The sequence below is a fragment of the Micromonospora sp. NPDC006431 genome (assembly GCF_042870725.1).
Taxonomy (GTDB): Bacteria; Actinomycetota; Actinomycetes; order Mycobacteriales; family Micromonosporaceae; genus Micromonospora.
Window position 1 is genome coordinate 235,817 of sequence record NZ_JBIAHQ010000006.1, and the last position, 22,353, is coordinate 258,169.

Genomic DNA, 22,353 nt, shown 5'->3' on the forward strand with positions numbered 1-22,353 from the left:
GACACCTAGACATGACGTCGACGCTTCCCGCCAGCTCCGGCATCGACACCACCCTCAGCCCGGCCCGCGCCCTGGTCTGTCGCGGCTGTTCCGCGCGCTACCCGCTCGCCGCCCAGCACGCCTGCTACGAGTGCTTCGGGCCGCTGGAGGTCGACTACGACACCGCCGCCCTCGCCACGGTCACCCGCGAACAGATCGAGGCCGGCCCGAAGAACCTCTGGCGGTACGCGGGCCTGCTCCCCGCCGGCCAGGACCCGGCCACCCGGGTGAGCCTGAACCCGGGGCTGACCCCGCTGGTCGCCGCCCCGCACCTCGCCGCCGAGCTGGGCCTCACCGCCCCGCTCTGGATCAAGGACGACAGCGCCAACCCGACGCACTCGTTCAAGGACCGGGTGGTCTCGGTGGCGCTGACCGCCGCCCGGGCGCTCGGCTTCACCCGGTACGCCTGCGCCTCCACCGGCAACCTGGCCAACTCGGTGGCCGCCCACGCCGCCCGGGCGGGAGCGCCCTCGGTGGTCTTCATCCCCGGCGACCTGGAACAGGGCAAGGTGGTGACCACCGCCGTCTACGGCGGCGAGCTGGTCGCCATCGACGGCTCGTACGACGACGTGAACCGGCTCTGCGGCGAGCTGGTGGAGACCGACGAGTTCGAGGACACCGCCTTCGTCAACGTCAACGTGCGGCCGTACTACGCCGAGGGCTCCAAGACCCTCGGGTACGAGGTGGCCGAGCAGCTCGGCTGGCGGATCCCCGCCCAGGTGGTCATCCCGATGGCCAGCGGCGAGCTGCTCACGAAGATCGACAAGGCGTTCTCCGAGCTGGTCGAGGTCGGGTTGGTCGAGGCGCCGGCCGGAGGCTGGAAGGTGTTCGGCGCCCAGTCCGCCGGCTGCAACCCGATCGCCACGGCGCTGCACGCCGGCAGCGACACCATCGTCCCGGTCAAGCCGACCGGCATCGCCAAGTCGCTGAACATCGGCGACCCCGCCGCCGGCCTCTACGCGCTGGAGGCGGTCCGCCGCACCGGCGGCTGGATGGAGTACGCCGACGACGACGAGATCCGCGCGGCCATCCGGCTGCTGGCGCGTACCACCGGGGTCTTCGCCGAGACCGCCGGCGGCGTCACCGTGGCGGTGTTGCGCAAGCTGGTCGAGTCCGGGCGCCTCGACCCGGCGGCCGAGACCGTCGTCTTCAACACCGGCGAGGGCCTCAAGACCCTCGACGCGGTGGCCGACCAGGTCGGCCCCACCCACCGGATCAAGCCCTCCCTCCGCGCTGCCCGCGACGCCGGCCTCCTCAGCTGACCCGCCACCCACCCCGTTGATCAAGAAGTTCGCGTCGGGAGAGCCCGGGGTCGAGACCGAAACTTCTTGATCAACTAGGCGGTGCGGGGGAGGGCGGATCGCCCGGACGGGGGATCGGGTCGATCCGCCGGGTAACTGGCTTTTCGCTGTGAGTGTGGAAAACCCGCCGACAAGGACTTGACGGCAGGAATTGGACGGCGCAAGATGCTCGGTGCGGGAGGGCATCCGCCGGAGACTGTAAGTTCTTGCGACCCAACGCCGGAGGCGTTGTGCGGACGTCCCTCCCGACCAACGTCCGAAGGGGCCAGCGGAAAACCGCTGGCCCCTTCGCTGTGCGGTGGGCCACGCTCGGGGGCATGGGCATCTCCGTCTCCCCCCTCGATCCCGCCGACCAGGCGACCCTCGACGCGGTGTACCGGACGGCGGCCGCGGCCCAGGCCGTGGACGAGCCGGACCTCCCGCCGCTGTGCCGGCGACGGTTCGAGGCGCCGCTGCGGCACCCGATGCCGGGCGTGGACACCCGCTGGTGGGTCGCGCGCCTCGACGGGGTGCCCGCCGGCTGGCTCCGGCTGTACCTGCACACCCTCGACAACACCGACAACGCCAGCGTCGAGCTGGTGGTGGACCCGGCGTACCGGCGGCGCGGGGCGGGGCGGGCGCTGCACGAGCACGGGCTGCGGCTGCTGCGGGAACGCGGTGGCAAGCGGCTGGTCGGTTCGACCGTCACCGCCCTGCCCGGCGAGGAGGCCCGGGAGCTGCCCGGGGCTGCCTTCGCCGCCACCGTCGGCGCGAAGCCGGCGCTCGCCGACGTCCGCCGCCGGCTGGACGTCACCGCCCTCGACCGGCCGCGCCTGGCCGGCCTGCTCGCCGGGGCCCGCACGTCCGCCGCCGGCTACCGCACCGTCCGCTGGTCGAACCACACCCCCGAGGAGTACGTCGCCGACGTCGCCTACCTGGAGGGGCGGCTCCTGGTCGACGCGCCCCTCGGTGACCTCGAATGGGAGCAGGAGAAGATCGACGCCGAGCGGATCCGCGGCACGGAGCGGGCGCTCGACGCGCGCGGGGTCCGCCGGTACAGCGTCGGAGCGGTGCACGAGGCGTCCGGCCGGCTGGTCGCCTGGAGCATGGTCAGCCTGGCCGCCAACACCACCTGGCACGCCTGGCAGCAGATCACCATCGTCGACCCGGACCACCGGGGCCACCGGCTCGGGCTGCTCACAAAGATCGAGAACCTCGACCACGCGCTGGCGCACGAACCGGAGCTGCGCGTGATCGACACCTTCAACGCGGCGACGAACACCCACATGATCGCGATCAACGAGCAACTCGGCTACCGGCCCGCGGCCGGCTCGACCGACTGGCAGCTGACGATCTGACTTGTGACAGGCCCCTACTGATCTGGTGGCTTGCTGTTGCATGATGGCGGGCATGACGGAGACCCCGCACCCCCTGTACGACAGGCACGCCGACACCCTCAACCGAGCGCTGACCGCCATCACGGAGCGCGGGTACTGGTCCGCCTACCCCGAGTCGCCCAGCCCCCGGGTGTATGGCGAGACCGCCGCCGCGGACGGCAAGGCGGCCTTCGAGGCGTACCTGAAGGCCGACTTCCCCCTCGACCAGGCGGGTGACGGGCAGAGCGTCGCCACCGAGGTCAGCCCGTTCGGCCTGGAGCTGGACGTGCGCTACCCGCACGCCACCGCCGACCAGCTCGTGGCCGCCGCCTCCGCCGCCCTGCCGGCCTGGCGCGACGCCGGCCCGCAGGCCCGGGCGGGCGTCTGCCTGGAGATCCTCGACCGGCTGCACCGGAACGTCTTCGAGCTGGCCAACGCGGTGCAGTTCACCAGCGGCCAGGCGTTCGTGATGGCCTTCCAGGCCGGCGGCGCGCACGCGCTGGACCGGGCGCTGGAGGCGATCGCCTACGCGTACGCCGAGATGACCCGCCACCCGGCCACGGCCGGCTGGGAGAAGGCCGCCGGCAAGGGCGACCCGCTGCGGATGACCAAGACCTTCCACGTGGTGCCGCGCGGCGTGGCGCTGGTGATCGGCTGCAACACCTTCCCGACCTGGAACTCGTACCCGGGGCTCTTCGCCTCGCTGGCCACCGGCAACCCGGTGATCATCAAGCCGCACCCGCGCGCGGTGCTGCCGCTCGCGATCACCGTGAGGTACGCCCGCCAGGTGCTCGCCGAGGCCGGGTTCGACCCCAATCTGGTGCAGCTCGCGCCGGAGGCGCCGGGCGAGAAGCTCGCCTCCACCCTGGCGCTGCACCCGGCCGTGAAGATCGTCGACTTCACCGGTTCCACCGAGTACGGCGACTGGCTGGAGGTAAACGCCCGGCAGGCGGCCGTCTACACCGAGAAGGCCGGCCTGAACACGGTCGTCATCGACTCCACCGACGACTTCGCCGGGTTGTGCCGCAACCTGGGCTTCACGCTGACCCTCTACAGCGGCCAGATGTGCACCACCTCGCAGAACCTGCTGATCCCCCGGGACGGCATCGAGACCGACCAGGGGCACAAGAGCTTCGACGAGGTGGCCGCCGGGATCGCCGGGGCGGTCGGCAAGCTCACCGCCGACCCGGCCCGGGGCGTCGAGCTGACCGGCGCGATCGTCAACGACGGCGTGCTGGAGCGGCTGGAGGAGGTCACCAAGGTCGGCGAGCCGGTGCTGGAGTCGCGGACCGTCGAGCACCCGTCCTTCCCCGGTGCGGTGGTGCGTACGCCGACCATCGTCAAGCTGGACGCGGCGGACACGGCGACCTACTCGCGGGAGTGGTTCGGGCCGATCTCGTTCGCCATCGCGACCGACTCGACGGCGCACAGCCTGGAGATCCTGCGGACCACGGTGGGGGAGAAGGGTGCGCTCACCGCCGGTGTCTACTCCACGGACGAGGCGGTGCTGGACGCGGCCGAGGCGGCGGCGATCGACGCGGGCGTGCACCTGTCCTGCAACCTGACCGGCGGGGTCTTCGTCAACCAGTCGGCGGCGTTCTCCGACTTCCACGGGTCGGGGGCGAACCCGGCGGCGAATTCGGCGCTGACGGACGGGGCGTACGTGGCCAACCGGTTCCGGATCGTGCAGTCGCGCCGGCACGTGTAGTTGCCGCTGTTGGGTTTCCGGGGCGGGCATTGTTGGGCGGGCCTGGTTGGGGTTTCGGGGGCGGGCATTGTTGGGGTTTCCGGGGCAGGCCACCTCGCTCCGGGCGGTCAGGCTTGATCCCTCCGCGAGGCGGCCTGCCCCGGAAACCCGTCTGGGTCGCCCTGCTCCCGCGGCTTCGGCCAGGGTGGTAGGTGATCTCGGGGGTGCTGCCTCGGGTGGTGTCCTCGGCGGGGGGTCGTCAGGCTGGTTTGCGCATCTGGAGTTCGTTGAGAGCCGGGATCTTGGGGTGCGGGACGCGTACGCCGGTGTCGACGAAGCCGAGCTTCCGGTACGCCCGGTAGGCGCGGTCGTTGCCCACCACCACCTCCAGCATCAGCTCGGGCCGGCCGCAGGCGCGGGACCAGGCGGCCACCTCGTCCACCAGCGCGCCCAGCAGCCCGTTGCCGCGCCACGCCGGCGTGACGTAGACGGCGTAGATCACGGTCAGCTCGGGCTCTCCCGGGACGACCGTGCCCCCGGCGTGGCCGACCAGCCGACCGCCCGGATCGGCCACGAACTGGGCGGTCACCGTGCCGTCGGCGACCGAGGCGATCCGCGCCGCGTAGTCGGCGTGCGGGCGGGCGGCGGCCTCGGCGACCGTCTCCAGGAACGCCAGCGGCGAATCGGCGAGCATCTCCAGCCGGAGCGCCCGCATTCGCGCGGCGTCCTCGGGCCGGACCCGGCGAACGGTCGCGGGGCGGGTCACGGTGGTGGTCGGCGCGCTGATCATCAGAACTCCTTCGAGGAGACCTTGCAGTTTAGGGCGGGGCGGAATCGGACTCCTGCGGACCAGGGCCCGCCACCCGCACCCCGGGATGCCGGCTCTGCCCGACCGGGTCGGCTGCTGGCCCGAATATGCCCGATTTGTGGTCGTGCGCGGTCGTCACGCCTCGTGTAGCGTGCGATTTCGGTCACTGATTCAGCGGTCGTCGCCGATCGCCGAACCGGTGGTCCGCCGGTGCCGGTCCGCCGGTCTCCGGGTTGTGGAACGCCGCGCAGAGTGAGGAAGTGCACCGTGGCACAGGGCACCGTCAAGTGGTTCAACGCCGAAAAGGGCTACGGCTTCATCGCCGTCGACGGCGGGCAGGACGTCTTCGTCCACTTCTCCGCGATCGAGATGGACGGCTACAAGGCGCTGGACGACGGCCAGCGGGTCGAGTTCGAGATCGCGCAGGGCCAGAAGGGTCCGCAGGCGGAGCGGGTTCGCCTCATCGCCTGACCCGTCGCCGCCCGACCGGCGGCTTTCCACCCGATCAGGGGCTGCGGTGCCGGCGCGCACCGTGAAAGATCATGAGCCGTTCCAGCCGCCACGCTGAGGAGGGTTCATGTCCGACCAGCCCCCGCCGGGTTCCACCGAGCCAGTGCCCCCGGCGTCGTCCGGTCCCCCGGCCGACCCGACCCCGTCGACGTCGCCAGCCTTCGAGCCGGGCTCGGCGCCGGGGCATACCGGCGAACCGGCCACACCCGGACAGTCCACCCCGACAGCTCCGGGTGTGCCCGCCCAGCCCAGCGCCGGTGACCCCGCAGCGCCGGCGCAATCCGGCCAGCCCGGCCAGCCCGGGTATCCGGCGGTGCCGGCGCAACCCGGCCAGCCTGGATATCCGGCGGCACCCGGCCAGCCGGTCCTGCCCGGCCAGTTCGGCCAGCCCGTCCTGCCGGTCCCGCCCGGGCAGCCCGTCGTGCCGGGCCAGTTTCCGCCGCCCACACCGCCGATCGGGCCCGGCCAGCCGGGGTACGAGGTGCCCGGCGGGCAGCCCTGGGGGGCGTACCCGACGGATCCGGCCGCGCAGCCGCAGGGCTGGGTGTGGCCGGCCGCGGGCGGTCCCGTGCCGGCCGGCGCCTGGCCGGGCGCCGCGATGCCCGGCCAGCCGTACGGCTGGTATCCGGGTGCGGACCCGGGTGACCCCCTGGTCACGCCGCCGTACGCCGGCATCGGTGGCTGGTTCGCCCGGTGCACCGGGGCGGTGCGGCGCGGCTGGCGCCAGTTGCTGCCGATCATGCTGCTCACCCAGACGGTCCCGGCGGCGGTGATCTCGATCCTCACGCTCGTCCTCCTCCCGACGGCGCAGCCCACCACCGCGCCGGACGGCGCCCCGGTCCTGCCGGACGGTTACTTCCAGGACGTGTTCGCCCTCTACGGTCTGGTGCTCCTCGCCGCCCTGATCTTCGGCCCGCTGCAGAGCGCGGGCTGGGCCGCGGGCACCTGGGTGGTGGCGCGCCAGGCGGCCGGCGAGCCGGCCGGTGTCGGGGCCGCCCTCCGGTACGGGTGGCGCCGGGCCCTCGGCGTCTGGGGCTGGACCATCGTCGCCACCCTGCTGATCTCGGTCGGTTTCTGCCTCTGCGTGCTGCCCGGGATCTACGCGGCCTTCGCGGTCGCCCTGTTCGGTCCGATCTACCTGTTCGAGCGGCAGGAGCCGATCGGTCGCGCCTTCCGGTTGTTCCACCAGCGGTTCGGGATGGTGCTGGGCCGGGTGGCGCTGGTCGCCGCGGCGGTCGTCGTCGGGTCGCTGGCCGGCGCCGTGATCGAGGGTGTGGGCCAGCTCCCGTTCGGGGCGGAGCCGATGGCCACCCCGGGCACGGCGGCCGGAGCCGTCGCGGTGTCGGTGGTCGCCGCCGTGCTGGTCACCCCGGTGTATCTGGCGCAGCTGGTCGGACTGGTCGTCACGTACGCCGAGCAGCGGGCCCAGGAAGGGCCGGTGAACGCCGCCCGACTGGCCGCGGAACTCGGCTGAGCGGGGGCATCGTGCTTGCACTCGGCTAGGGAGAGTGCTAAACAGGTCATTGGCACTCGCATACGTTGAGTGCCAATGGTCGGGGCGGTAGGGCCACGGCCACGTCGGCGTCTCGATGGCGCCGGAGTGGCACGAGGCCGGTCGTCGCGGGCTATCCGGCCCGGCCTGCGGACGTCGCCGTCGCCAGGTGGCGACGTCCCAAGGTGCGTACACCAGGCGGCCCATCCGGGGGCACACACTCGGGTGGCCCGTGAGTGTCCAGGAGGACAACGCCGTATGGCCAAGATGATCGCGTTCGACGAAGAGGCGCGCCGCGGCCTCGAGCGGGGCATGAACCAGCTCGCCGACGCCGTGAAGGTGACCCTCGGCCCCAAGGGCCGCAACGTCGTGCTCGAGAAGAAGTGGGGTGCCCCCACCATCACCAACGATGGTGTGAGCATCGCCAAGGAGATCGAGCTCGAGGACCCGTACGAGAAGATCGGCGCCGAGCTGGTCAAGGAGGTCGCGAAGAAGACCGACGACGTCGCCGGTGACGGCACGACGACGGCGACCGTTCTGGCCCAGGCCCTGGTTCGCGAGGGCCTGCGCAACGTGGCCGCCGGCGCCAACCCGATGGCCCTGAAGCGGGGCATCGAGGCGGCCGTGGCCAGCGTCTCGGAGGAGCTGCTCAAGCTCGCCAAGGACGTGGAGACCAAGGAGCAGATCGCCTCCACCGCCTCCATCTCCGCCGGTGACACCAGCGTCGGCGAGATCATCGCCGAGGCGATGGACAAGGTGGGCAAGGAAGGCGTCATCACCGTCGAGGAGAGCAACACCTTCGGCCTGGAGCTGGAGCTCACCGAGGGTATGCGCTTCGACAAGGGCTACATCTCCGCCTACTTCATGACCGACCCGGAGCGTATGGAGGCCGTCTTCGACGACCCGTACCTCCTGATCGTCAACAGCAAGATCTCGTCGGTGAAGGACCTGCTCCCGATCCTGGAGAAGGTCATGCAGTCGGGCAAGCCGCTGCTGATCATCGCCGAGGACATCGAGGGCGAGGCCCTGGCCACCCTGGTGGTCAACAAGGTCCGGGGCACCTTCAAGTCGGTCGCCGTCAAGGCGCCGGGCTTCGGTGACCGCCGCAAGGCCATGCTCGCCGACATCGCCATCCTCACCGGTGGTCAGGTCATCAGCGAGGAGGTCGGCCTCAAGCTCGACGCCGTGGGCCTCGACATGCTGGGCCGCGCCCGCAAGGTCGTGGTGACCAAGGACGAGACCACCATCGTCGACGGCGCCGGCGACGCCGAGCAGATCCAGGGCCGGGTCAACCAGATCCGGGCCGAGATCGAGAAGAGCGACTCCGACTACGACCGGGAGAAGCTGCAGGAGCGCCTGGCCAAGCTGGCCGGCGGTGTTGCGGTGATCAAGGTCGGCGCGGCCACCGAGGTCGAGCTGAAGGAGCGCAAGCACCGCATCGAGGACGCCGTCCGCAACGCGAAGGCCGCCGTCGAGGAGGGCATCGTCCCGGGTGGTGGTGTCGCGCTGGTGCAGGCCGGCAAGACCGCCTTCGACAAGCTGGACCTGGCCGGCGACGAGGCGACCGGTGCCCAGATCGTCAAGATCGCGCTGGACGCCCCGCTGCGGCAGATCGCCGTCAACGCCGGCCTGGAGGGTGGCGTCGTCGTCGAGCACGTCCGCAACCTCAACCCGGGCCACGGCCTCAACGCCGCGACCGGTGAGTACGTCGACCTGCTCGCGTCGGGCATCATCGACCCGGCCAAGGTGACCCGTTCCGCGCTGCAGAACGCGTCGTCGATCGCCGCGCTGTTCCTCACCACCGAGGCCGTCGTGGCGGACAAGCCGGAGAAGAACCCGGCCGCCCCGGCTGGTCCGGGTGGCGGGGAGATGGACTTCTGAGTCCAGCTCCACCAGCACGCCGAACGGGGGCGGGCCGCGTCAGCGGTCCGCCCCCGTTCCGTGTCTCACGTCGGCAGCCGCCGCTGGTTTCGCCGCTTGTGCACCCGCTCGTACGGCGGCGGGATGCGGATCGGCTCGTCCACCAGTTGCAGCGGTTCGTCGCTGGACGGCTCGTCGATGCCGGCCATCTCCACCAGTTGCTCCGCGTCGCCGTAGTCGAGCCGGTCGAACGGCAGTTGGCCGGAGACCTCGCCGACCGGGTGCCAGCTCGTCGGCTGGTCGTCGGTCCGTTCGTCGTCCGTGGTCATGGCTGCCTCCTTATGACTCGACCGTAGGGGGCGGTCAATGGCCACGGGCCGGAATGGCATTATTAGCGTCTATGCACTTTTCGCCCCATTAGTCATTCCTGTCCGTCCAGCGCTTTCCGGTACAGAAAGAAAACCCGCTCGATCCTGGCCCCCGCCGCACCCGCGTAGAACGGCACCGGACCCACCCAGCCGACCTGCGCCGTGCCGATTCCCGCTGCCGCCTGGTCGCGCAGGCAACGCCGGAGTAGCACCCCACCGATGCCCGAGCCCTCGGCCGCCGGGGCCGTACCCATCGGCCCGAACCAGCTCGGCCGGGATGAGCCGTACGCCGCGAACCCGAGAACCTCGCCGTCCCGCTCCGCCAGGTGCGCGCCGGCGCCCGGCCGCCCGAGCGAACCGGCCAACTCGCCGTCCCACGTCCCGCCGAACGTGGACCGGGCGAACGCGGCCAGCGCGGGCAGGTCCGCCGGCTCGGCCCGGCGTACCGTGACGCCCCGGTCGGCCAGCCGGCGCTCGGCGGGCTCCGTCGTACGCACCGCCGGTGCGCCCTCGGCCAGGTCCACGGTCATGTTCCAGGCCGTCCGGTCCTGCCGGTAGCCGAGCCGTAGCGCGAGGCAGACCGCCGGGGTGTACCGCACGTCGATCCCCGGCCAGGCGTAGTACGGCGGGTTCCCGGCGAGCAGCAGCTCGGCCGCGCCCAGCCCGGCGAGCCGCCGTTCCGCCTCCGCCAGCAGGGCCCGCCCGACGCCCCGGCGCCGTTCCGCCGGCGCCACCGCCAGCAGGTCCACGTGGCCGAGCCCGGGGTCCCGTTGGGACCGCGACCCGACCAGCACGCCGATCAGCTCGGTGCCGCGTACCGCGCCGAGCCGCAGCACCGGCCGGTCGGCCGCCGCGCGGGCGGCGAGGGTGTCAACGATGGCCGGCGCTTCGGACGCGTCCTCGGGCAGGTCGAGGGCCTGCCGGCAGAGGCCGACGATCGCGGGCAGGCGGTCCGGGCCGAGTTCGATGATCTCCGCGTCCATGGTCGCCGACCCTAGGTCATCCGTCCGCCGTCCGGCACCGCCCGACCGGTCCGGGTGCCAACCGGCGACCCGGGTGTCAGGAGGGAGATCCGGCGCGCTGCGCGGCGCGGACCGCCGCGTACGCGTCGACCAGGCCGGCGCCGACCTCGTCGGCGGGACCGCCGCAGCGCGCCGCGTCCGGCGGTACCCCGGCCGCAGCGGCGGTGTCGAGGAGGATCCGCCGGGTCCGGGCCAGATCGCCGACGAGCGCCGGGTTCGCCGACCACATCAGCGCCACCACCCCGGCCACCTGCGGCGTCGCCATCGAGGTGCCGTCCAGGGTGGTGTAGCCGCCGCCGGGGTACGCCGACAGTACCCCCGCGCCGGGCGCGACCAGATCCGGCTTGGCGATGCCCGCTCCGGCCGGTCCCCGGCTGGAGAAGCGGGTGAGCTGCCCGGCCCGGTCCACCGCGCCGACCGTCAGCACGTCCGGGTATGGCGCCGGCGGGTCGGACACCGAGCCGCAGTACGGGCCGGTGTTGCCGGCCGCGGCCACCACCAGGATGCCGGCCGCGGCCAGCGCGGCGGTCGCCGGCCGCAGCGCCCCCGGGTCGCAACCCTCGATCGGTGGGCAGCCCCACGAGTTGGTCAGCACGTCGGGTGCGCGTTGCGGCCGACCTTCGGTGAACGGGTCCCCGCCCGGCGGGAACGGCGCCAGCATGAACTGGAGGCAGTCGAGGTAGTGCGCCGGGCTGCCCAGGTTGCGGTCCAGGTTGACGCAGCCGACCCAGTCCGCCCCGGGGGCCACGCCGATCCCGCCCCGGCCCACCGCGCTGCCGATCGTGTGGGTGCCGTGACCACCCCGGTCGCCCGGCGTGCGGCGGTGCTCCCACGGGTCGTACCAGGAGTCGTCGCCGCCCCGGAAGCCGGCGGCCAGGGCGGGGTGCCGGCCGTCCACCCCGGAGTCGGAACTGCCGACCACCACGCCCGTCCCGGTCACCTTTAGCTCCGACCAGACCCGGTCGGCGCCGATCAGGGACACGTTCCAGACCGGACCGGCGGGCGCCGGCTGGTTGCCCCGGGCCGGGGGCGCCGCCGCCGGCAACGGGCGCAGCCGCTGGCTGATCAGCACCCGGCCCACCTCCGGGCGCCCGGACAGCCAGGCCCGTACCGCCGGCCCGCCGTCCGTCTCGATGGCGTTGACCAGGTAGTACGGGGTGGGGTGCAGGCGCAGCCGGGTCAGTTCGCGGCGCAGGTCACCCTGGGTCCGGTCGGCGGTGGCCACCAGCCGCCGGTACACCTCGGCCGCCCGCGCGTCCCGGCCGGCCCGCCCGGGCGCCCCGGCCGGGACGCCGGTCAGGTCGGCCTGTTCGCGCAGCACCACGAGCAGCCGCTCGCCGTACAGGCCGGGTTGGCCGGGGACGACGTAGACCACGGCCACGGCGGCGAGCAGGGCTGCGGCGGTCAGCCCGGCCGCGCCGCGGCGCGGAGCGCGGGCGCGGGGCCGGGCCAGCAGCACCCCGTACCCGATGGCGAGCAGGACCGCGACGGCGAACGCGGCGCCGGTCGCGACCGCCACCCAGAACGGGACGTCGCGGCTGGTGGCCAGCAGGACGGTGATCTCCTCCGGGTCGGTGAACGCCAGCGGCCCGAGCAGCGCGAGGCCGACCAGCCAGCGGACCGGGCGGCGGCCGGCCGGCGCGCCGGCCCGGCGGGCCGCGACCTCCAGCGCACCCAGCACGACGCCCAGCGGCGGCAGCACGACCAGCGCCGGCAGTTGCGCCCCGGACTGCCCGGTCCCGGCGGCCAGCAGCACCAGGGTGACCCCGGCGACCAGCCCGCCGGCCAGCACCAGCCGGCCCGGCCGGGGCGGTGCGCCGACGGCGAACCGGGCCCAGAAGGCGGCGTCGAGCAGGGCCGCGGCGAGCGCGCCGAGCGCGGCGGCGGCGAGGCCGGCGAGCACCGTCTCCAGCACCCCGCCGAGCGCGCCCAGCCACGCCCAGGGCAGCAGCGTGGCCAGCCCGGCGGCGACCGCCAGCAGGGTCACCGGGTCCGCCCGCCGGCCGCCCGCCGGCCCACCGCCACGAGGTGGCGCGGGAGCCGAGCCCGACGGCACGCCGGCCGGGCCAGCCGGGGTGTGCTCCGGGCCGGTCACCACGTCTGGGGGCGTGGCGTCCGCGCGGCGGCGCGCCAGCCGGCCGAGCACCAGCGCGAGCAGGGCCCCGGTGGCGGCCAGCGCGGCCAGGTACGCCTCCTCGTGCACCGGCGGTACCGTCCGCAGCAGGGTCAGCGCGCCGAGCGCCAGCGTCCCGGCGAGCCAGGCGCGGCCGGTGGCCCGGACCGCCGGGGAGCGGGGCAGCAGCGCGAGCGCGAGGGTGGGCGCGCCCACCAGCAGCACGGTGACCAGCACGACCACCGGCCAGGCCAGCACCGCCCGGTGGAGACCCGAGGTGAGCACCACCTGGTCGACCACCCAACCGGCGACCTGGCCCGGCACGGTCACGAAGACGGCCCAGGCGCCGGTGAGCACGGCGGCGACCACCGGCCAGGGCCCGGACCGACGGGGAGCGGGAACTGGTGGCGGGACCGGGGCTGCGGGGGGACCGACGACCATGACCATCACCGTACGGCCCGGGCGGCGCGTGCCGCCGTGGCGTGCGGACGGTTACCGTGGACGGGTGCGCGACCCGAACGTGTCCCGATCCGCGGCCGGTCAACTCTCCGCCGAGCGCCGCGCCGACGACCTGCGCCGCCTCCGGGCCGAGCGCTTCGACGTGCTGGTCATCGGCGGTGGGGTGACCGGGGCGGGGGCCGCCCTCGACGCGGCGTCCCGCGGGCTCAAGGTGGCCCTGGTGGAGGCGCGGGACTTCGCCGCCGGCACCTCCAGCCGGTCCAGCAAGCTCATCCACGGCGGCCTGCGCTACCTGGAGCAGTTGGAGTTCCACCTGGTCCACGAGGCGCTGACCGAGCGCGGGCTGCTCGCCACCCGGCTCGCCCCGCACCTGGTGCGCCCGGTGCCGTTCCTGGTCCCGCTCCCCGCCGAGGGTGGGCTGCGCGACCTGCCGAGGCGCTTCTTCCGCCGGTCGTACTACGGCGCCGGGGTCGCCACCTACGACGCGTTCGCCGGGGTGTTCGGCGGTGGTCGCGGCATGCCGCTGCACCGGCACCTGACCCGCGAGGGCGCCCGCCGGGTCTTCCCGAGCCTGCGCGCCGACACGCTGGCCGGGGCGATCCGCTACTACGACGGGCAGGTCGACGACGCCCGCCTGGTGGTGACGTTGGCCCGGACGGCGGCCAGCCTCGGGGCGACCGTGGTGACCAGCGCCCAAGCCGTCGGGCTGCTCCGGCAGGCCCGCGAGGTCACCGGGGTCCGGGTCCGCGACCTGGAGGCGCCCGCCGGCTCGCCCGACGTCGAGTTCGAGGTACGCGCCCGCACGGTGATCGCCGCGACCGGGGTGTGGAGCGACGACATGTCGCGGATGCTCGACGACGTCGGGCTGCGCCCCGGCCTGCGGGTCCGGGCCTCGAAGGGCGTGCACCTGGTGGTGCCCCGCTCGGCGATCACCGGCGAGGCCGGGCTGATCCTGCGGACCGCCACCAGCGTGCTCTTCGTCATCCCGTGGGGCGGCCACTGGATCATCGGCACCACGGACACCGACTGGCGGCTGGACCGGTCCCACCCGGCGGCCACCGCCCGGGACATCGGCTACCTGCTGGAGCAGGTCAACACCGTGCTGGACCGCCCGCTCACCACCGACGACATCGAGGGCGTGTACGCCGGGCTGCGCCCGCTGCTGGCCGGCGAGGCGGACTCCACCTCGAAGCTCTCGCGCGAGCACGCGGTGGTCGAGCCGATGCTCGGGCTGCTGCTGGTGGCCGGCGGCAAGTACACGACGTACCGGGTGATGGCGTCGGACGTGGTCGACCGGGCGGTGCACCGGCTGGGCGGGACGCGCCCGTCGCGTACGGCCGACCTGCCGCTGCTCGGTGCCGACGGGTACGCGGCGATGTGGCGGGACCGGGCCGACCTGGCCCGCCGGCACGGGGTGCCGGTCGGTGTGGTCGAGCACCTGCTGGAGCGGTACGGCACGCTCAGCCTCGACGTGCTGGCCCTGGTCGGTGCCGACCCGCTGCTCGGCTCGCCGCTCGCCGGTGCCCCCGAGTACCTGGCCGCCGAGGTGACCTACGCGGCCCGCGCCGAGGGGGCGCTGCACCTGGAGGACGTGCTGACCCGGCGTACCCGGATCTCCATCGAGACCAGCCACCGCGGTCTGGAGTCGGCGGAGCACGCCGCGGAGCTGATGGGTGCGGTCCTCGGCTGGGACGCGGCGACCCGGGCCCGCGAGGTAGCGGTATACCGGGCCCGGGTGGAGGCCGAGCGGCGGTCGCAGCTGATGCCGGACGACGTGGCCGCCGACGCGGCGCGGCTGGGCGCTCCGGACGTCCGTGGCTTCGCGGCGGACCGGGGCGGCGAGGGCGACGCCGCCGAGTTGCCGTCGTCCTCGCGGTGACCAGCGGGTAACGCCGTTCGGAGGGTATCGGGCGCTACCTACGGAAGTGTAGGTTCCCTCCGTGCTCCGCCCATCATGGTCGCGCGTTCCGCTCATGTCCGCCGGCGTCCTGCTGGCGGCCGCCCTGACCGGTTGCTCGCTGTTCGGCCGGGCCGAGGGCGCCACCAACCCGGGGGCGGGCAACGCGACGACAGTCGCCGGCGAGTCCCGGCGGGTCTCGCTGATCCAGAAGCTCGGCACCGACGGCCCGGTCCGCACGCTCGAGGTGGACCCGAGCGGGCGGTGGCAGTGCCGGGACTGCGCCGGCGACGGGGTCGACTCCACCGGGTCGCTCAACCCGGAGCAGACGCAGCGGTTGCAGCGGATGCTCGCCGACCCGGCCCTGGCGCAGGAGACCGACCAGGCCCGCCACTACAAGCAGACCTGCATCGACGCGTTGACCTCCACCCTGCTGATCTCGCCGGAGCTGACCATCACCTCGCAGGACTGCCCGGGCGAGGAGAAGCCGCCGGTGGCCAACGAGATCCTGCTGCTGCTCACCCAGACCACCCCGGCCGAGGACAAGGGCTGAGCGTCAGCACACCTTGCCCGGGTTGAACAGGCCGGCCGGGTCCAGCGCCTGCTTGATCGCCTGGTGCACCCGGATGCCGACCGGGCCGATCTCCCGGGCCAGCCAGTCCCGCTTGAGCAGCCCCACGCCGTGCTCGCCGGTGCAGGTGCCGCCGAGGTCCAACCCGAGCCGCATGATCTCGTCGAAGGCCCGCCGGCCGCGCGCCACGCTGGCCGGGTCGGCCCGGTCGACCACGATGTTCGGGTGCATGTTGCCGTCGCCGGCGTGCCCCACCACGCCGATCGGCACGCCGCACTCCCCGGCGATCCGGGCCACCCCGTCGAGCAGGGCCGCGAGCGCGCCGCGCGGCACCGCAACGTCGTCGATGACCAGGCCGCCGTTGCCGCCGGGGAAGGTGTCGGCGGCGAACTTCTCCATCGCCGGATGGGCCAGCCGCCGGGCCTGGAGCAGCGCCGCCGCCTCCGCCGCGTCGGTGGCCGCGTAGACCTCGTCGGCGCCGGCCGCCGTGCACACCTCGGCGAGCCGGGCCAGGTCGTCCGCCGCCCGCCCGCCGGTGTCCACCGCCGCCAGCAGCAGCGCCTGCGCGTCGGTCCGCAACCCCATCGGCCGGTACGCCTCGATGGCCCGTAGATGGGTCTGGTCGAGCAGCTCCAGCAGGCTCGGAGTGAGCCCGCGCTCGGCGATGCCGGCGACCGCCGTGCCGGCCGCCCCCGTGGTGGGGAAGACCGCGACCAGGGTGAGCGACTCCTCGGGTGCCGGCCGCAGCGAGACGGTCACCTCGGTGATCACGCCGAGGGTGCCCTCCGAGCCGACGAAGAGCCGGGTGAGGTCGTACCCGGCGACGCCCTTGGCGGTCCGCCGGCCGGTGCGCAGCACCTCGCCGGAGGCGAGCACCACCTCCAGGCCGAGCACGTACTCCGTCGTCACGCCGTACTTGACGCAGCACATGCCGCCCGCGTTGGTGGCCACGTTGCCGCCGATGGTGGAGGACTCCCACGAGCCCGGGTCCGGCGGATACCACAGTCCCCGCTTCGCCACCGCGCCGGCCAGCGCCGCGTTGACCACGCCCGGCTGCACCACGGCGATCCGGCTCACCGGGTCGATCTCCAGGATCCGGTCCATCGCCACCGTGCTCAGCAGCAGCGCGCCGTCGACCGCGTTCGCCGCGCCGGCCAGCCCGGTCCGCGCCCCCTGCGGCACCACCGGTACGCCGTGCCGGGCCGCCGCCCGGACCACCGCCACCACCTCCTCGGTGGTACGCGGGCGGACCACCACCCGCGGCGTACCCGCCGCGCACAGGTCGGCCTCGTCCCGCTCGTGGATGCGGAGCAGATCCGGGTCGGTCAGCACCGCGGCGTCGCCGAGCGCGGCCCGCAGGTCGTCGAGGAGGGGGGTACCGGCCATGCCGGGAAGGCTAGGTCGTGCCGGTCGTGATCATCAACCGGGCGTACCGTTGGTCGCCATGCTGTACCTGGACCGGCCGGTGGTGCCCTCGCGGGGACGGCTCTGGTCGCACCTGATCAGCGACGTCTCGTACGCCGAGCTGCACGCCTTCGCCGAGGCGTTGGGCTCACCCCGCCGCGGCTTCGACCGGGACCACTACGACCTGCCGGCGGAGCGGTTCCCGATGGCCGTCTGGCTCGGCGCCCGGGTGGTCCCCTCCCGGGAACTCGTGCGGCTGCTGCGGGACGCCGGGCTGCGCCGCCCCAAGCACCTCACCCGCCTCCCAGGGCAGCGAGTTCCCGGGTGAGGTTGGCCCGGGCCGGTTCCTCCCAGCGGGCGTGCGGCTCGGGGAGGCGGTAGAGGGCGGGCAGGGCCAGCAGGCCGGCCAGCACCGCCGCCCGGCCGGCGCGGAAGGCCGGGTCGGGGACGTGGGCGTACTCGCGCCGGACGGCCGCCGCGTAGCGGTCGTAGCGGTCGGTCGGGGCGGTCAGGATCGCCAGGTCGGCGTCGCACAGCAGTTCCCCGTCCGGGTCGTCCGCCCGCACCGCGTGCCCGGCGGTGAGCAGCACCAGCCGGCGTACCTCGGCCACCGCGTCCGCCGGCAGCCCGAGGCCGGCGAGTAGTTCGCCGGCCAGCTCCGCGCTGGCCCGTTCGTTGGCGTCCCCGCCGGCCCGCGGGTCGTAGACGGCGTCGTGGCACCATGCCGCCAGCCGGACCAGCTCCGGCCGCCGGGCCTCCCCGGCGTACGCGTCGACCACGTCGAGCACCGCCCGCAGGTGCGCCACCGTGTGGTAGTGCCGGTGCGGCTCCTGCCACCCGGCCAGCAGCCGCACCCCGGCTCCCGCCACGGCGGCCGGGTCCACCGCGCCTGCCGCGCGGGCCGCGTCCCGCCACCGCTGCATCAGTTCGTCCACCCGGTGCAGTCTGCCCCACCGCTCGGGACGAGGATTCACCCCGTGAAGGACGGGTAGTCCCGGCCATGGCCGTGGCCCGGGACCGACGACTGCCGTTCCTGCGGCGTAAACGGCTGCGTGAGGGACTGGTCGACGTCGACGGGGCCCGGATCGCCGAGGCGATGGACGAGCTCCGCCACCGGAGCCGGGCCACCTGGCACGACCGGCTGCACCGGGTGCGTACCTCCGCCGGTCTCGCCGTCCAGGCGGGCCTCGCCGCTGCCCTGGCCTACCTGGTCTCCCACCGGCTGCTCAAGAACCCGCAGCCGGTGTTCGCCCCGATCTCCGCGGTGGGCACCTTGGCCGCCTCCGTCGGCCAGCGGTTCCGCCGGACCGTGGAGCTGATCGTCGGGGTGGCGATCGGGGTGTTGCTCGGCGACGGCCTGGTCTACGTCCTCGGGACCGGTGCCTGGCAGCTCGGTCTGGTGGTGACCGCGGCGATCCTGCTGAGCATCTTCGCCGGGGCGAGCGTGGCGGTGGTGATCCAGGCGGCGGCCACCGCCGTGCTGATCGTGACGCTCAGCCCGTCCACCAAGAATCTGGAGGTGCCCCGCTTCATCGACGCGGCGGTGGGCGGCGGCATCGCGCTGCTGGTCACCGCGGTCCTGCTGCCGTTGAACCCGTTACGCGTGATCAACCGGGCGGCCCGGCCGGCGTTGAACCTCCTCTCCGACCAGCTCCAGGCCTGCGCGGAGGCGCTGCGCAAACGGGACCGGCACGCGGCGCAGCAGGCGTTGCTCCGGCTTCGGGAGAACAAGGAGGAACTGGCCGCGCTCTCCGAGGCGATCGAGGGCGCCAAGGAGACCGCCACCATCTCGCCGGCCCGCTGGCACCGGCGCAGCGAGCTGACCCACTACGCGGACGCGGCCGACCCGATCGACCGGGCGATGCGCAACAGCGGCACCCTGATCCGTCGCTCGGTCACCCTGATCGAGGACGAGGAGCCGATCCCCGGGCCGATGCCTGACGCGATCACCCACCTCGCCGAGTCGGTCCGCCTGCTCCGGCAGGAGTTCGCCGCGGGGGAGGAGCCGCAGAAGGCCCGGGAACGGTCCCTGCGCGCGGTCAGCGAGGCCAGCCGGGCGTACGCCGAGGGGGTGGGCTTCTCCGGCAGCGTGGTGATCGCCCAGATCCGCACCGCGGCGAGCGACCTCATGGTGGCCTCCGGCATCGACCAGGAGGAGGCGAACCGGCTGATCCGGCAGGCGTTCGGCGAGCGGGAGCAGCGCACCGGCGGCCCACCCGACCAGGGCGAATCCCCCAAGCCCCCCACCGCACCCCCCGTCGGCTGACCCCCCGACCCGCGCCCTGTTTGGGCGCAGCTTCACCCGAAAGAGTGGCCATCCGGTAGCGAACAGGCCCCTTTTCCCGTGAGCGAGCGCTGCTCCGGTGGCGGGCGGCGGTCAGGGGAGGGTGGCGAGGGCGGTGAGGAGGGCGTCGACGTCGGCGGGGGCGGCGCCGAGGCCGAGGCTGGCCCGCAGCGCGGTCGGCGGCAGATCGCGTCGGCCGCTGCGCGCCGCCGCCTCGGCGAGCAGCCGCCGGGCCAGCGGGTGAGCGCAGAAGAGCCCGTCCCGCACCCCGATCCGGTGCGCGTCGGCCAGATGGGCGGCCACCTCGGCCGAGTCCCGTCCGGCGACCACGAAGGAGACGATGCCCACCCGGGGCGCGTCCGGCCCGAAGGTACGCAGCTCGACCACGTGCGGCAGGGCGGCGATCCCGGTCCGCAGCCGGGTCAGCAGCGCCTGCTCCCGGGCGTGCAGCTCGCCCCGGTCCGCCTCGGTCAGCGCGGCGCAGACCGCCGCGAGGGCCACCGCGCCCAGCAGGTTGGGGGTGCCCGCCTCGTGCCGGGCCGGCCCGTCGGCCCAGCGCACCTCGTGGGTGGCCGCGCCGACGTGGCTGGTGGCCCCACCGCCGACGAGGTACGGCGGGGCCGCGTCCAGCCAGTCAGCGCGCCCGACGAGCACGCCCGCGCCGAACGGGGCGTACAGCTTGTGGCCGGAGAGGGCCAGGTAGTCGACGTCCAGCGCGGCCAGGTCCACCGGGACGTGCGGGGCGAGTTGGGCCGCGTCCACCAGGATCCGGGCGTCGTGCCGGTGGGCCACCCGGGCCAGCTCGGCCACCGGCCAGCGTTCCCCGGTCACGTTGCTCGCGCCGGTCACCGCGACCAGCACCGGCAGGCCCGGCCGGGTTCCGGCGCCGACCCGGGGCTGCCCGGCCTGCACACCCGTTCCCGCGCTGCCCCGCCGCAGCTCGGTGAGGGCGGCGTCGAGGGCGCGGACCGCCTCGGCTGGGCTGGCCGGCACCGGCAGCCGGACCGAGCCGCGCGGCCAGGGGAGCAGGTTGGCGTGGTGCTCACCGGCGAAGGTGACCACGGTGGTGCCGGCCGGCAGCGCCCGGGCCAGCAGGTTGACCGCGTCGGTGGTGTTCCGGGTGAAGATCACGTGGTCGTCCGGGCGGGCACCGAGGAAGTCCGCGACCGTCTGCCGGGCCCGCTCGTAGGCCAGGGTGCAGCGCCGCGACAGCGCGCCGGCGCCGCGGTGCACGCTCGCGTACCAGGGCAGCAGCTCGGCCACCGCGTCGGCCGCGGCCCGCGCGCACGGCGCGCTGGCGGCGTAGTCCAGGTTGATCTCCCCGGGTACGCCGAGCACGCCCAGCGGATCCGGCCGGCTCGACGCCGGCAGCGTGGGCAGCGTGGGTACGACGGTGACGGTCATGCCGGAACCTCCCGGGTCCAGGGGACCCCGGGGTGGGCTACCCGGGACGGGGTCCGCGCTTGCCCAGCACGCGGTTCGGGCTGGGCCCGGTCATCACCCGGGGCACCCCACCGCGAACTCGACGAGGGTTGCCGGCCAGCAAGCCGGGGCTTGACGCTGGCGCTCGTGACCTGCCCGGCAGCATACCGGGCCCGATGCGGCCGGACCAGAGGGCCACGGGTGACTACGCTGACCGCATGGCCGACACCCCGCCCGGCGGCGCCCTGCCGCCGCCGTCCGCGCCCGCCGTCCCGCCGCCGGGGTCGTCGACCCCCCGGATGCCGCTGCGCCGGCTCGGCTGGCGGCGGATCCTGGCGCTCGCCGCGGTGGTGCTGCTGATCGCCGCCGGTGCGGTGTTCATGGTCTTCACCCTCGGCGAGAGCCTGGGCGCCGAGGCCCTGCTGGTCGGCGTCGTCGCGGCGATCCTGCCGGTGCCGGTGCTGGTCTCCTGCTTCCTCTGGCTGGACCGGTACGAGCCGGAGCCGCTGAAGTATCTGATCTTCTGCTTCGCCTGGGGCGCGTTCGTCTCCACCGCCATCTCGCTGCTGGTCAACGAGACCGGCGCCCGGCTGTTCAAGGACTGGGGGCTGCCCGCGGCGCTGACCGCGGTGCTGGTCGCCCCGTTCATCGAGGAGTTGACCAAGGCGGCCGGGCCGATCCTGCTGCTGATCTTCCGTCGCCGGGAGTTCTCCGGGATCACCGACGCGCTGGTCTACTGCGGGCTCTCCGCGATCGGCTTCGCCATGGTGGAGAACATCCTCTACCTGGGCGGATACGGCTACCGCACCGGCGTCGAGGAGTATGGACCGGCCACCGGCGCGCAGCAGGTCATCGCCATCTTCATCGTGCGGATCCTGCTCTTCGGCTTCGCCCACCCGCTGTTCACCTCGATGACCGGGGTGGGGCTGGGCGTGGCCGCCCGCACCGCCGACCGGCGGATCCGCGTCCTCGCCCCGATCGCCGGCCTGCTGCTGGCGATGATGCTGCACGGCACCTGGAACCTGCTGCCCTCGCTGGCCGTCGCCACCGGGCAGCCGATCATCGTGCTGTACGGCTACATCGGCGTGATGGTGCCGATCTTCTTCGGCATGGTCGGGTTGGCGGTCTGGCTGCGCGCCTGGGAGGGGCGGCTGACCGAGCGGACCCTGCCGGACTACGTCCGGGCCGGCTGGCTCACCCCGCCCGAGGTGGCGGCGCTGGGCAGCCTCGGGCGGCGGCACGCCGCGCGTACCTGGGCCCGGCGGGTGGCCGGCGACGGCGGGCTGAAGGCGATGCGGGGCTACCAGTTCGCCGCCACCCGGCTGGCGCTGCTGCGTGACGGGATGCGCCGCGGGCTGGACCGGAAGCCGGCCGAGCGGGAGCGGACCCGGCGGGAGGAACGGGAGCTGCTGGACGCGATCGCCGCGTACCGGTCGTTCTTCGTCGGGCGGGATCCGCAGGCCCCGGTCGGCGTCTGGGACGGACAGCACTACCACCTGCGGTTCCCGGACGGTTCGCAGCGCCCGGTGGCGGCTCCGGACGAGCCGGTGGTGCCGATCCCGGTGGTGCTGGCCCGGCCCCCGGCCCAGCCGCCCCCCTACGGCCCGCCCGGCTGGTACGGCCACCGACCGGCCGCGCCCTGGCCCCCCGGAGCCTGACGGCCGGCCCGGCAGCCGGTCTCCGGTGCCGGCCGCGCCTTGCCCCCGGGCCCTGACGGCCCGCCCGGCTGGTCCGGCACCCGGTCTCCGGTGCCGGCCCCGT

At 74.3% G+C, this 22,353-nt stretch carries 18 protein-coding genes and 1 riboswitch; of the genes, 11 read left to right on the forward strand and 7 right to left on the reverse strand.

The window, feature by feature from the left end:
* Positions 1-11 precede the first annotated feature (11 nt).
* The 3 genes from thrC (at position 12) to paaN (ending at position 4,403) form a co-directional block, all read left to right on the forward strand.
* On the forward strand, positions 12-1,301 hold the full coding sequence (gene thrC / locus ACFYM6_RS14325; RefSeq protein ID WP_387275424.1) for a threonine synthase: 1,290 nt from the start codon (positions 12-14) through the stop codon (positions 1,299-1,301).
* Between the two features lie 356 nt (positions 1,302-1,657).
* Positions 1,658-2,677: a GNAT family N-acetyltransferase gene (locus ACFYM6_RS14330; RefSeq protein WP_387275426.1), complete on the forward strand. Its 1,020-nt coding sequence runs from the start codon at positions 1,658-1,660 to the stop codon at positions 2,675-2,677.
* Between the two features lie 52 nt (positions 2,678-2,729).
* Positions 2,730-4,403: a phenylacetic acid degradation protein PaaN gene (gene paaN / locus ACFYM6_RS14335; protein ID WP_387275428.1), complete on the forward strand. Its 1,674-nt coding sequence runs from the start codon at positions 2,730-2,732 to the stop codon at positions 4,401-4,403.
* A 238-nt stretch (positions 4,404-4,641) separates the two neighbouring features.
* Here the strand turns inward: paaN and ACFYM6_RS14340 are convergent, their stop codons facing one another.
* A complete protein-coding gene (locus ACFYM6_RS14340) occupies positions 4,642-5,172 on the reverse strand; it encodes a GNAT family N-acetyltransferase (RefSeq protein WP_387275430.1) in 531 nt (176 codons plus the stop codon).
* Between the two features lie 285 nt (positions 5,173-5,457).
* Between ACFYM6_RS14340 and ACFYM6_RS14345 the strand changes: the two genes are divergently transcribed.
* From ACFYM6_RS14345 to groL, 3 genes are all read left to right on the forward strand, one after another.
* Positions 5,458-5,661 carry a cold-shock protein gene (locus ACFYM6_RS14345; protein ID WP_018787966.1) on the forward strand — a complete coding sequence of 68 codons (204 nt, stop codon included), beginning with the start codon at positions 5,458-5,460 and terminating at the stop codon, positions 5,659-5,661.
* Between the two features lie 352 nt (positions 5,662-6,013).
* On the forward strand, positions 6,014-7,174 hold the full coding sequence (locus ACFYM6_RS14350) for a hypothetical protein (protein WP_387275432.1): 1,161 nt from the start codon (positions 6,014-6,016) through the stop codon (positions 7,172-7,174).
* 276 nt (positions 7,175-7,450) lie between these two features.
* On the forward strand, positions 7,451-9,073 hold the full coding sequence (groL, locus tag ACFYM6_RS14355) for a chaperonin GroEL (RefSeq protein WP_387275434.1): 1,623 nt from the start codon (positions 7,451-7,453) through the stop codon (positions 9,071-9,073).
* Between the two features lie 65 nt (positions 9,074-9,138).
* Here the strand turns inward: groL and ACFYM6_RS14360 are convergent, their stop codons facing one another.
* The 3 genes from ACFYM6_RS14360 to ACFYM6_RS14370 all read right to left on the reverse strand — a co-directional run bounded on the left by ACFYM6_RS14360 (position 9,139) and on the right by ACFYM6_RS14370 (position 13,002).
* Positions 9,139-9,381 (reverse strand): hypothetical protein, encoded by a 243-nt coding sequence (locus tag ACFYM6_RS14360; protein WP_387275435.1) that lies wholly within the window; start codon positions 9,379-9,381, stop codon positions 9,139-9,141.
* 92 nt (positions 9,382-9,473) lie between these two features.
* Positions 9,474-10,403: a GNAT family N-acetyltransferase gene (locus tag ACFYM6_RS14365; protein ID WP_387275437.1), complete on the reverse strand. Its 930-nt coding sequence runs from the start codon at positions 10,401-10,403 to the stop codon at positions 9,474-9,476.
* A gap of 76 nt (positions 10,404-10,479) precedes the next feature.
* On the reverse strand, positions 10,480-13,002 hold the full coding sequence (locus ACFYM6_RS14370; protein ID WP_387275439.1) for a S8 family serine peptidase: 2,523 nt from the start codon (positions 13,000-13,002) through the stop codon (positions 10,480-10,482).
* 73 nt (positions 13,003-13,075) lie between these two features.
* Here ACFYM6_RS14370 and ACFYM6_RS14375 point away from each other — a divergent pair, with 73 nt between their 5' ends.
* Together ACFYM6_RS14375 and ACFYM6_RS14380 are read left to right on the forward strand one after the other, a co-directional pair.
* Complete coding sequence (locus ACFYM6_RS14375) at positions 13,076-14,893, forward strand: glycerol-3-phosphate dehydrogenase/oxidase (RefSeq protein WP_387275581.1); 1,818 nt, start codon at positions 13,076-13,078, stop codon at positions 14,891-14,893.
* A gap of 94 nt (positions 14,894-14,987) precedes the next feature.
* The gene (locus ACFYM6_RS14380; RefSeq protein WP_387275441.1) at positions 14,988-15,464 is read left to right on the forward strand and encodes a hypothetical protein; all 477 of its coding nucleotides are present in this window, start codon (positions 14,988-14,990) and stop codon (positions 15,462-15,464) included.
* 3 nt (positions 15,465-15,467) lie between these two features.
* On the opposite strand, the gene ACFYM6_RS14385 is transcribed toward ACFYM6_RS14380, so the two are convergent.
* Positions 15,468-16,868, reverse strand: a complete 1,401-nt coding sequence (locus tag ACFYM6_RS14385) for an FAD-binding oxidoreductase (RefSeq protein WP_387275443.1) — start codon at positions 16,866-16,868, stop codon at positions 15,468-15,470.
* A 58-nt stretch (positions 16,869-16,926) separates the two neighbouring features.
* On the opposite strand from ACFYM6_RS14385, the gene ACFYM6_RS14390 reads away from it, so the two are divergent.
* Positions 16,927-17,214, forward strand: a complete 288-nt coding sequence (locus ACFYM6_RS14390; protein WP_387275445.1) for a DUF4031 domain-containing protein — start codon at positions 16,927-16,929, stop codon at positions 17,212-17,214.
* Here ACFYM6_RS14390 and ACFYM6_RS14395 read toward each other — a convergent pair.
* Positions 17,180-17,821: a metal-dependent phosphohydrolase gene (locus ACFYM6_RS14395; protein WP_387275447.1), complete on the reverse strand. Its 642-nt coding sequence runs from the start codon at positions 17,819-17,821 to the stop codon at positions 17,180-17,182. The two genes, ACFYM6_RS14390 and ACFYM6_RS14395, sit on opposite strands and share 35 nt — an antisense overlap.
* Positions 17,822-17,892: 71 nt before the next feature.
* On the opposite strand from ACFYM6_RS14395, the gene ACFYM6_RS14400 reads away from it, so the two are divergent.
* Positions 17,893-19,152: an aromatic acid exporter family protein gene (locus tag ACFYM6_RS14400; RefSeq protein WP_387275583.1), complete on the forward strand. Its 1,260-nt coding sequence runs from the start codon at positions 17,893-17,895 to the stop codon at positions 19,150-19,152.
* A gap of 111 nt (positions 19,153-19,263) precedes the next feature.
* Here the strand turns inward: ACFYM6_RS14400 and ACFYM6_RS14405 are convergent, their stop codons facing one another.
* Complete coding sequence (locus ACFYM6_RS14405; protein ID WP_387275449.1) at positions 19,264-20,574, reverse strand: aminotransferase class V-fold PLP-dependent enzyme; 1,311 nt, start codon at positions 20,572-20,574, stop codon at positions 19,264-19,266.
* Positions 20,575-20,624: 50 nt separating this feature from the next.
* Positions 20,625-20,745, reverse strand: a riboswitch (SAM riboswitch).
* A gap of 23 nt (positions 20,746-20,768) precedes the next feature.
* On the opposite strand from ACFYM6_RS14405, the gene ACFYM6_RS14410 reads away from it, so the two are divergent.
* Positions 20,769-22,250: a PrsW family intramembrane metalloprotease gene (locus tag ACFYM6_RS14410; RefSeq protein ID WP_387275451.1), complete on the forward strand. Its 1,482-nt coding sequence runs from the start codon at positions 20,769-20,771 to the stop codon at positions 22,248-22,250.
* Positions 22,251-22,353 lie beyond the last annotated feature (103 nt).

Bases quoted from the DNA above. Each gene is read 5' to 3' on its own strand.
- ACFYM6_RS14360 (WP_387275435.1), bottom strand. From the start codon at position 9,381: ATGACCACGGACGACGAACGGACCGACGACCAGCCGACGAGCTGGCAC.
- ACFYM6_RS14340 (WP_387275430.1), bottom strand. From the start codon at position 5,172: ATGATCAGCGCGCCGACCACCACCGTGACCCGCCCCGCGACCGTTCGC.
- ACFYM6_RS14390 (WP_387275445.1), top strand. From the start codon at position 16,927: ATGCTGTACCTGGACCGGCCGGTGGTGCCCTCGCGGGGACGGCTCTGG.
- ACFYM6_RS14365 (WP_387275437.1), bottom strand. From the start codon at position 10,403: ATGGACGCGGAGATCATCGAACTCGGCCCGGACCGCCTGCCCGCGATC.
- ACFYM6_RS14330 (WP_387275426.1), top strand. From the start codon at position 1,658: ATGGGCATCTCCGTCTCCCCCCTCGATCCCGCCGACCAGGCGACCCTC.
- groL (WP_387275434.1), top strand. From the start codon at position 7,451: ATGGCCAAGATGATCGCGTTCGACGAAGAGGCGCGCCGCGGCCTCGAG.
- ACFYM6_RS14385 (WP_387275443.1), bottom strand. From the start codon at position 16,868: ATGGCCGGTACCCCCCTCCTCGACGACCTGCGGGCCGCGCTCGGCGAC.
- ACFYM6_RS14405 (WP_387275449.1), bottom strand. From the start codon at position 20,574: ATGACCGTCACCGTCGTACCCACGCTGCCCACGCTGCCGGCGTCGAGC.
- ACFYM6_RS14410 (WP_387275451.1), top strand. From the start codon at position 20,769: ATGCGGCCGGACCAGAGGGCCACGGGTGACTACGCTGACCGCATGGCC.
- thrC (WP_387275424.1), top strand. From the start codon at position 12: ATGACGTCGACGCTTCCCGCCAGCTCCGGCATCGACACCACCCTCAGC.
- paaN (WP_387275428.1), top strand. From the start codon at position 2,730: ATGACGGAGACCCCGCACCCCCTGTACGACAGGCACGCCGACACCCTC.
- ACFYM6_RS14370 (WP_387275439.1), bottom strand. From the start codon at position 13,002: ATGGTCATGGTCGTCGGTCCCCCCGCAGCCCCGGTCCCGCCACCAGTT.
- ACFYM6_RS14380 (WP_387275441.1), top strand. From the start codon at position 14,988: ATGTCCGCCGGCGTCCTGCTGGCGGCCGCCCTGACCGGTTGCTCGCTG.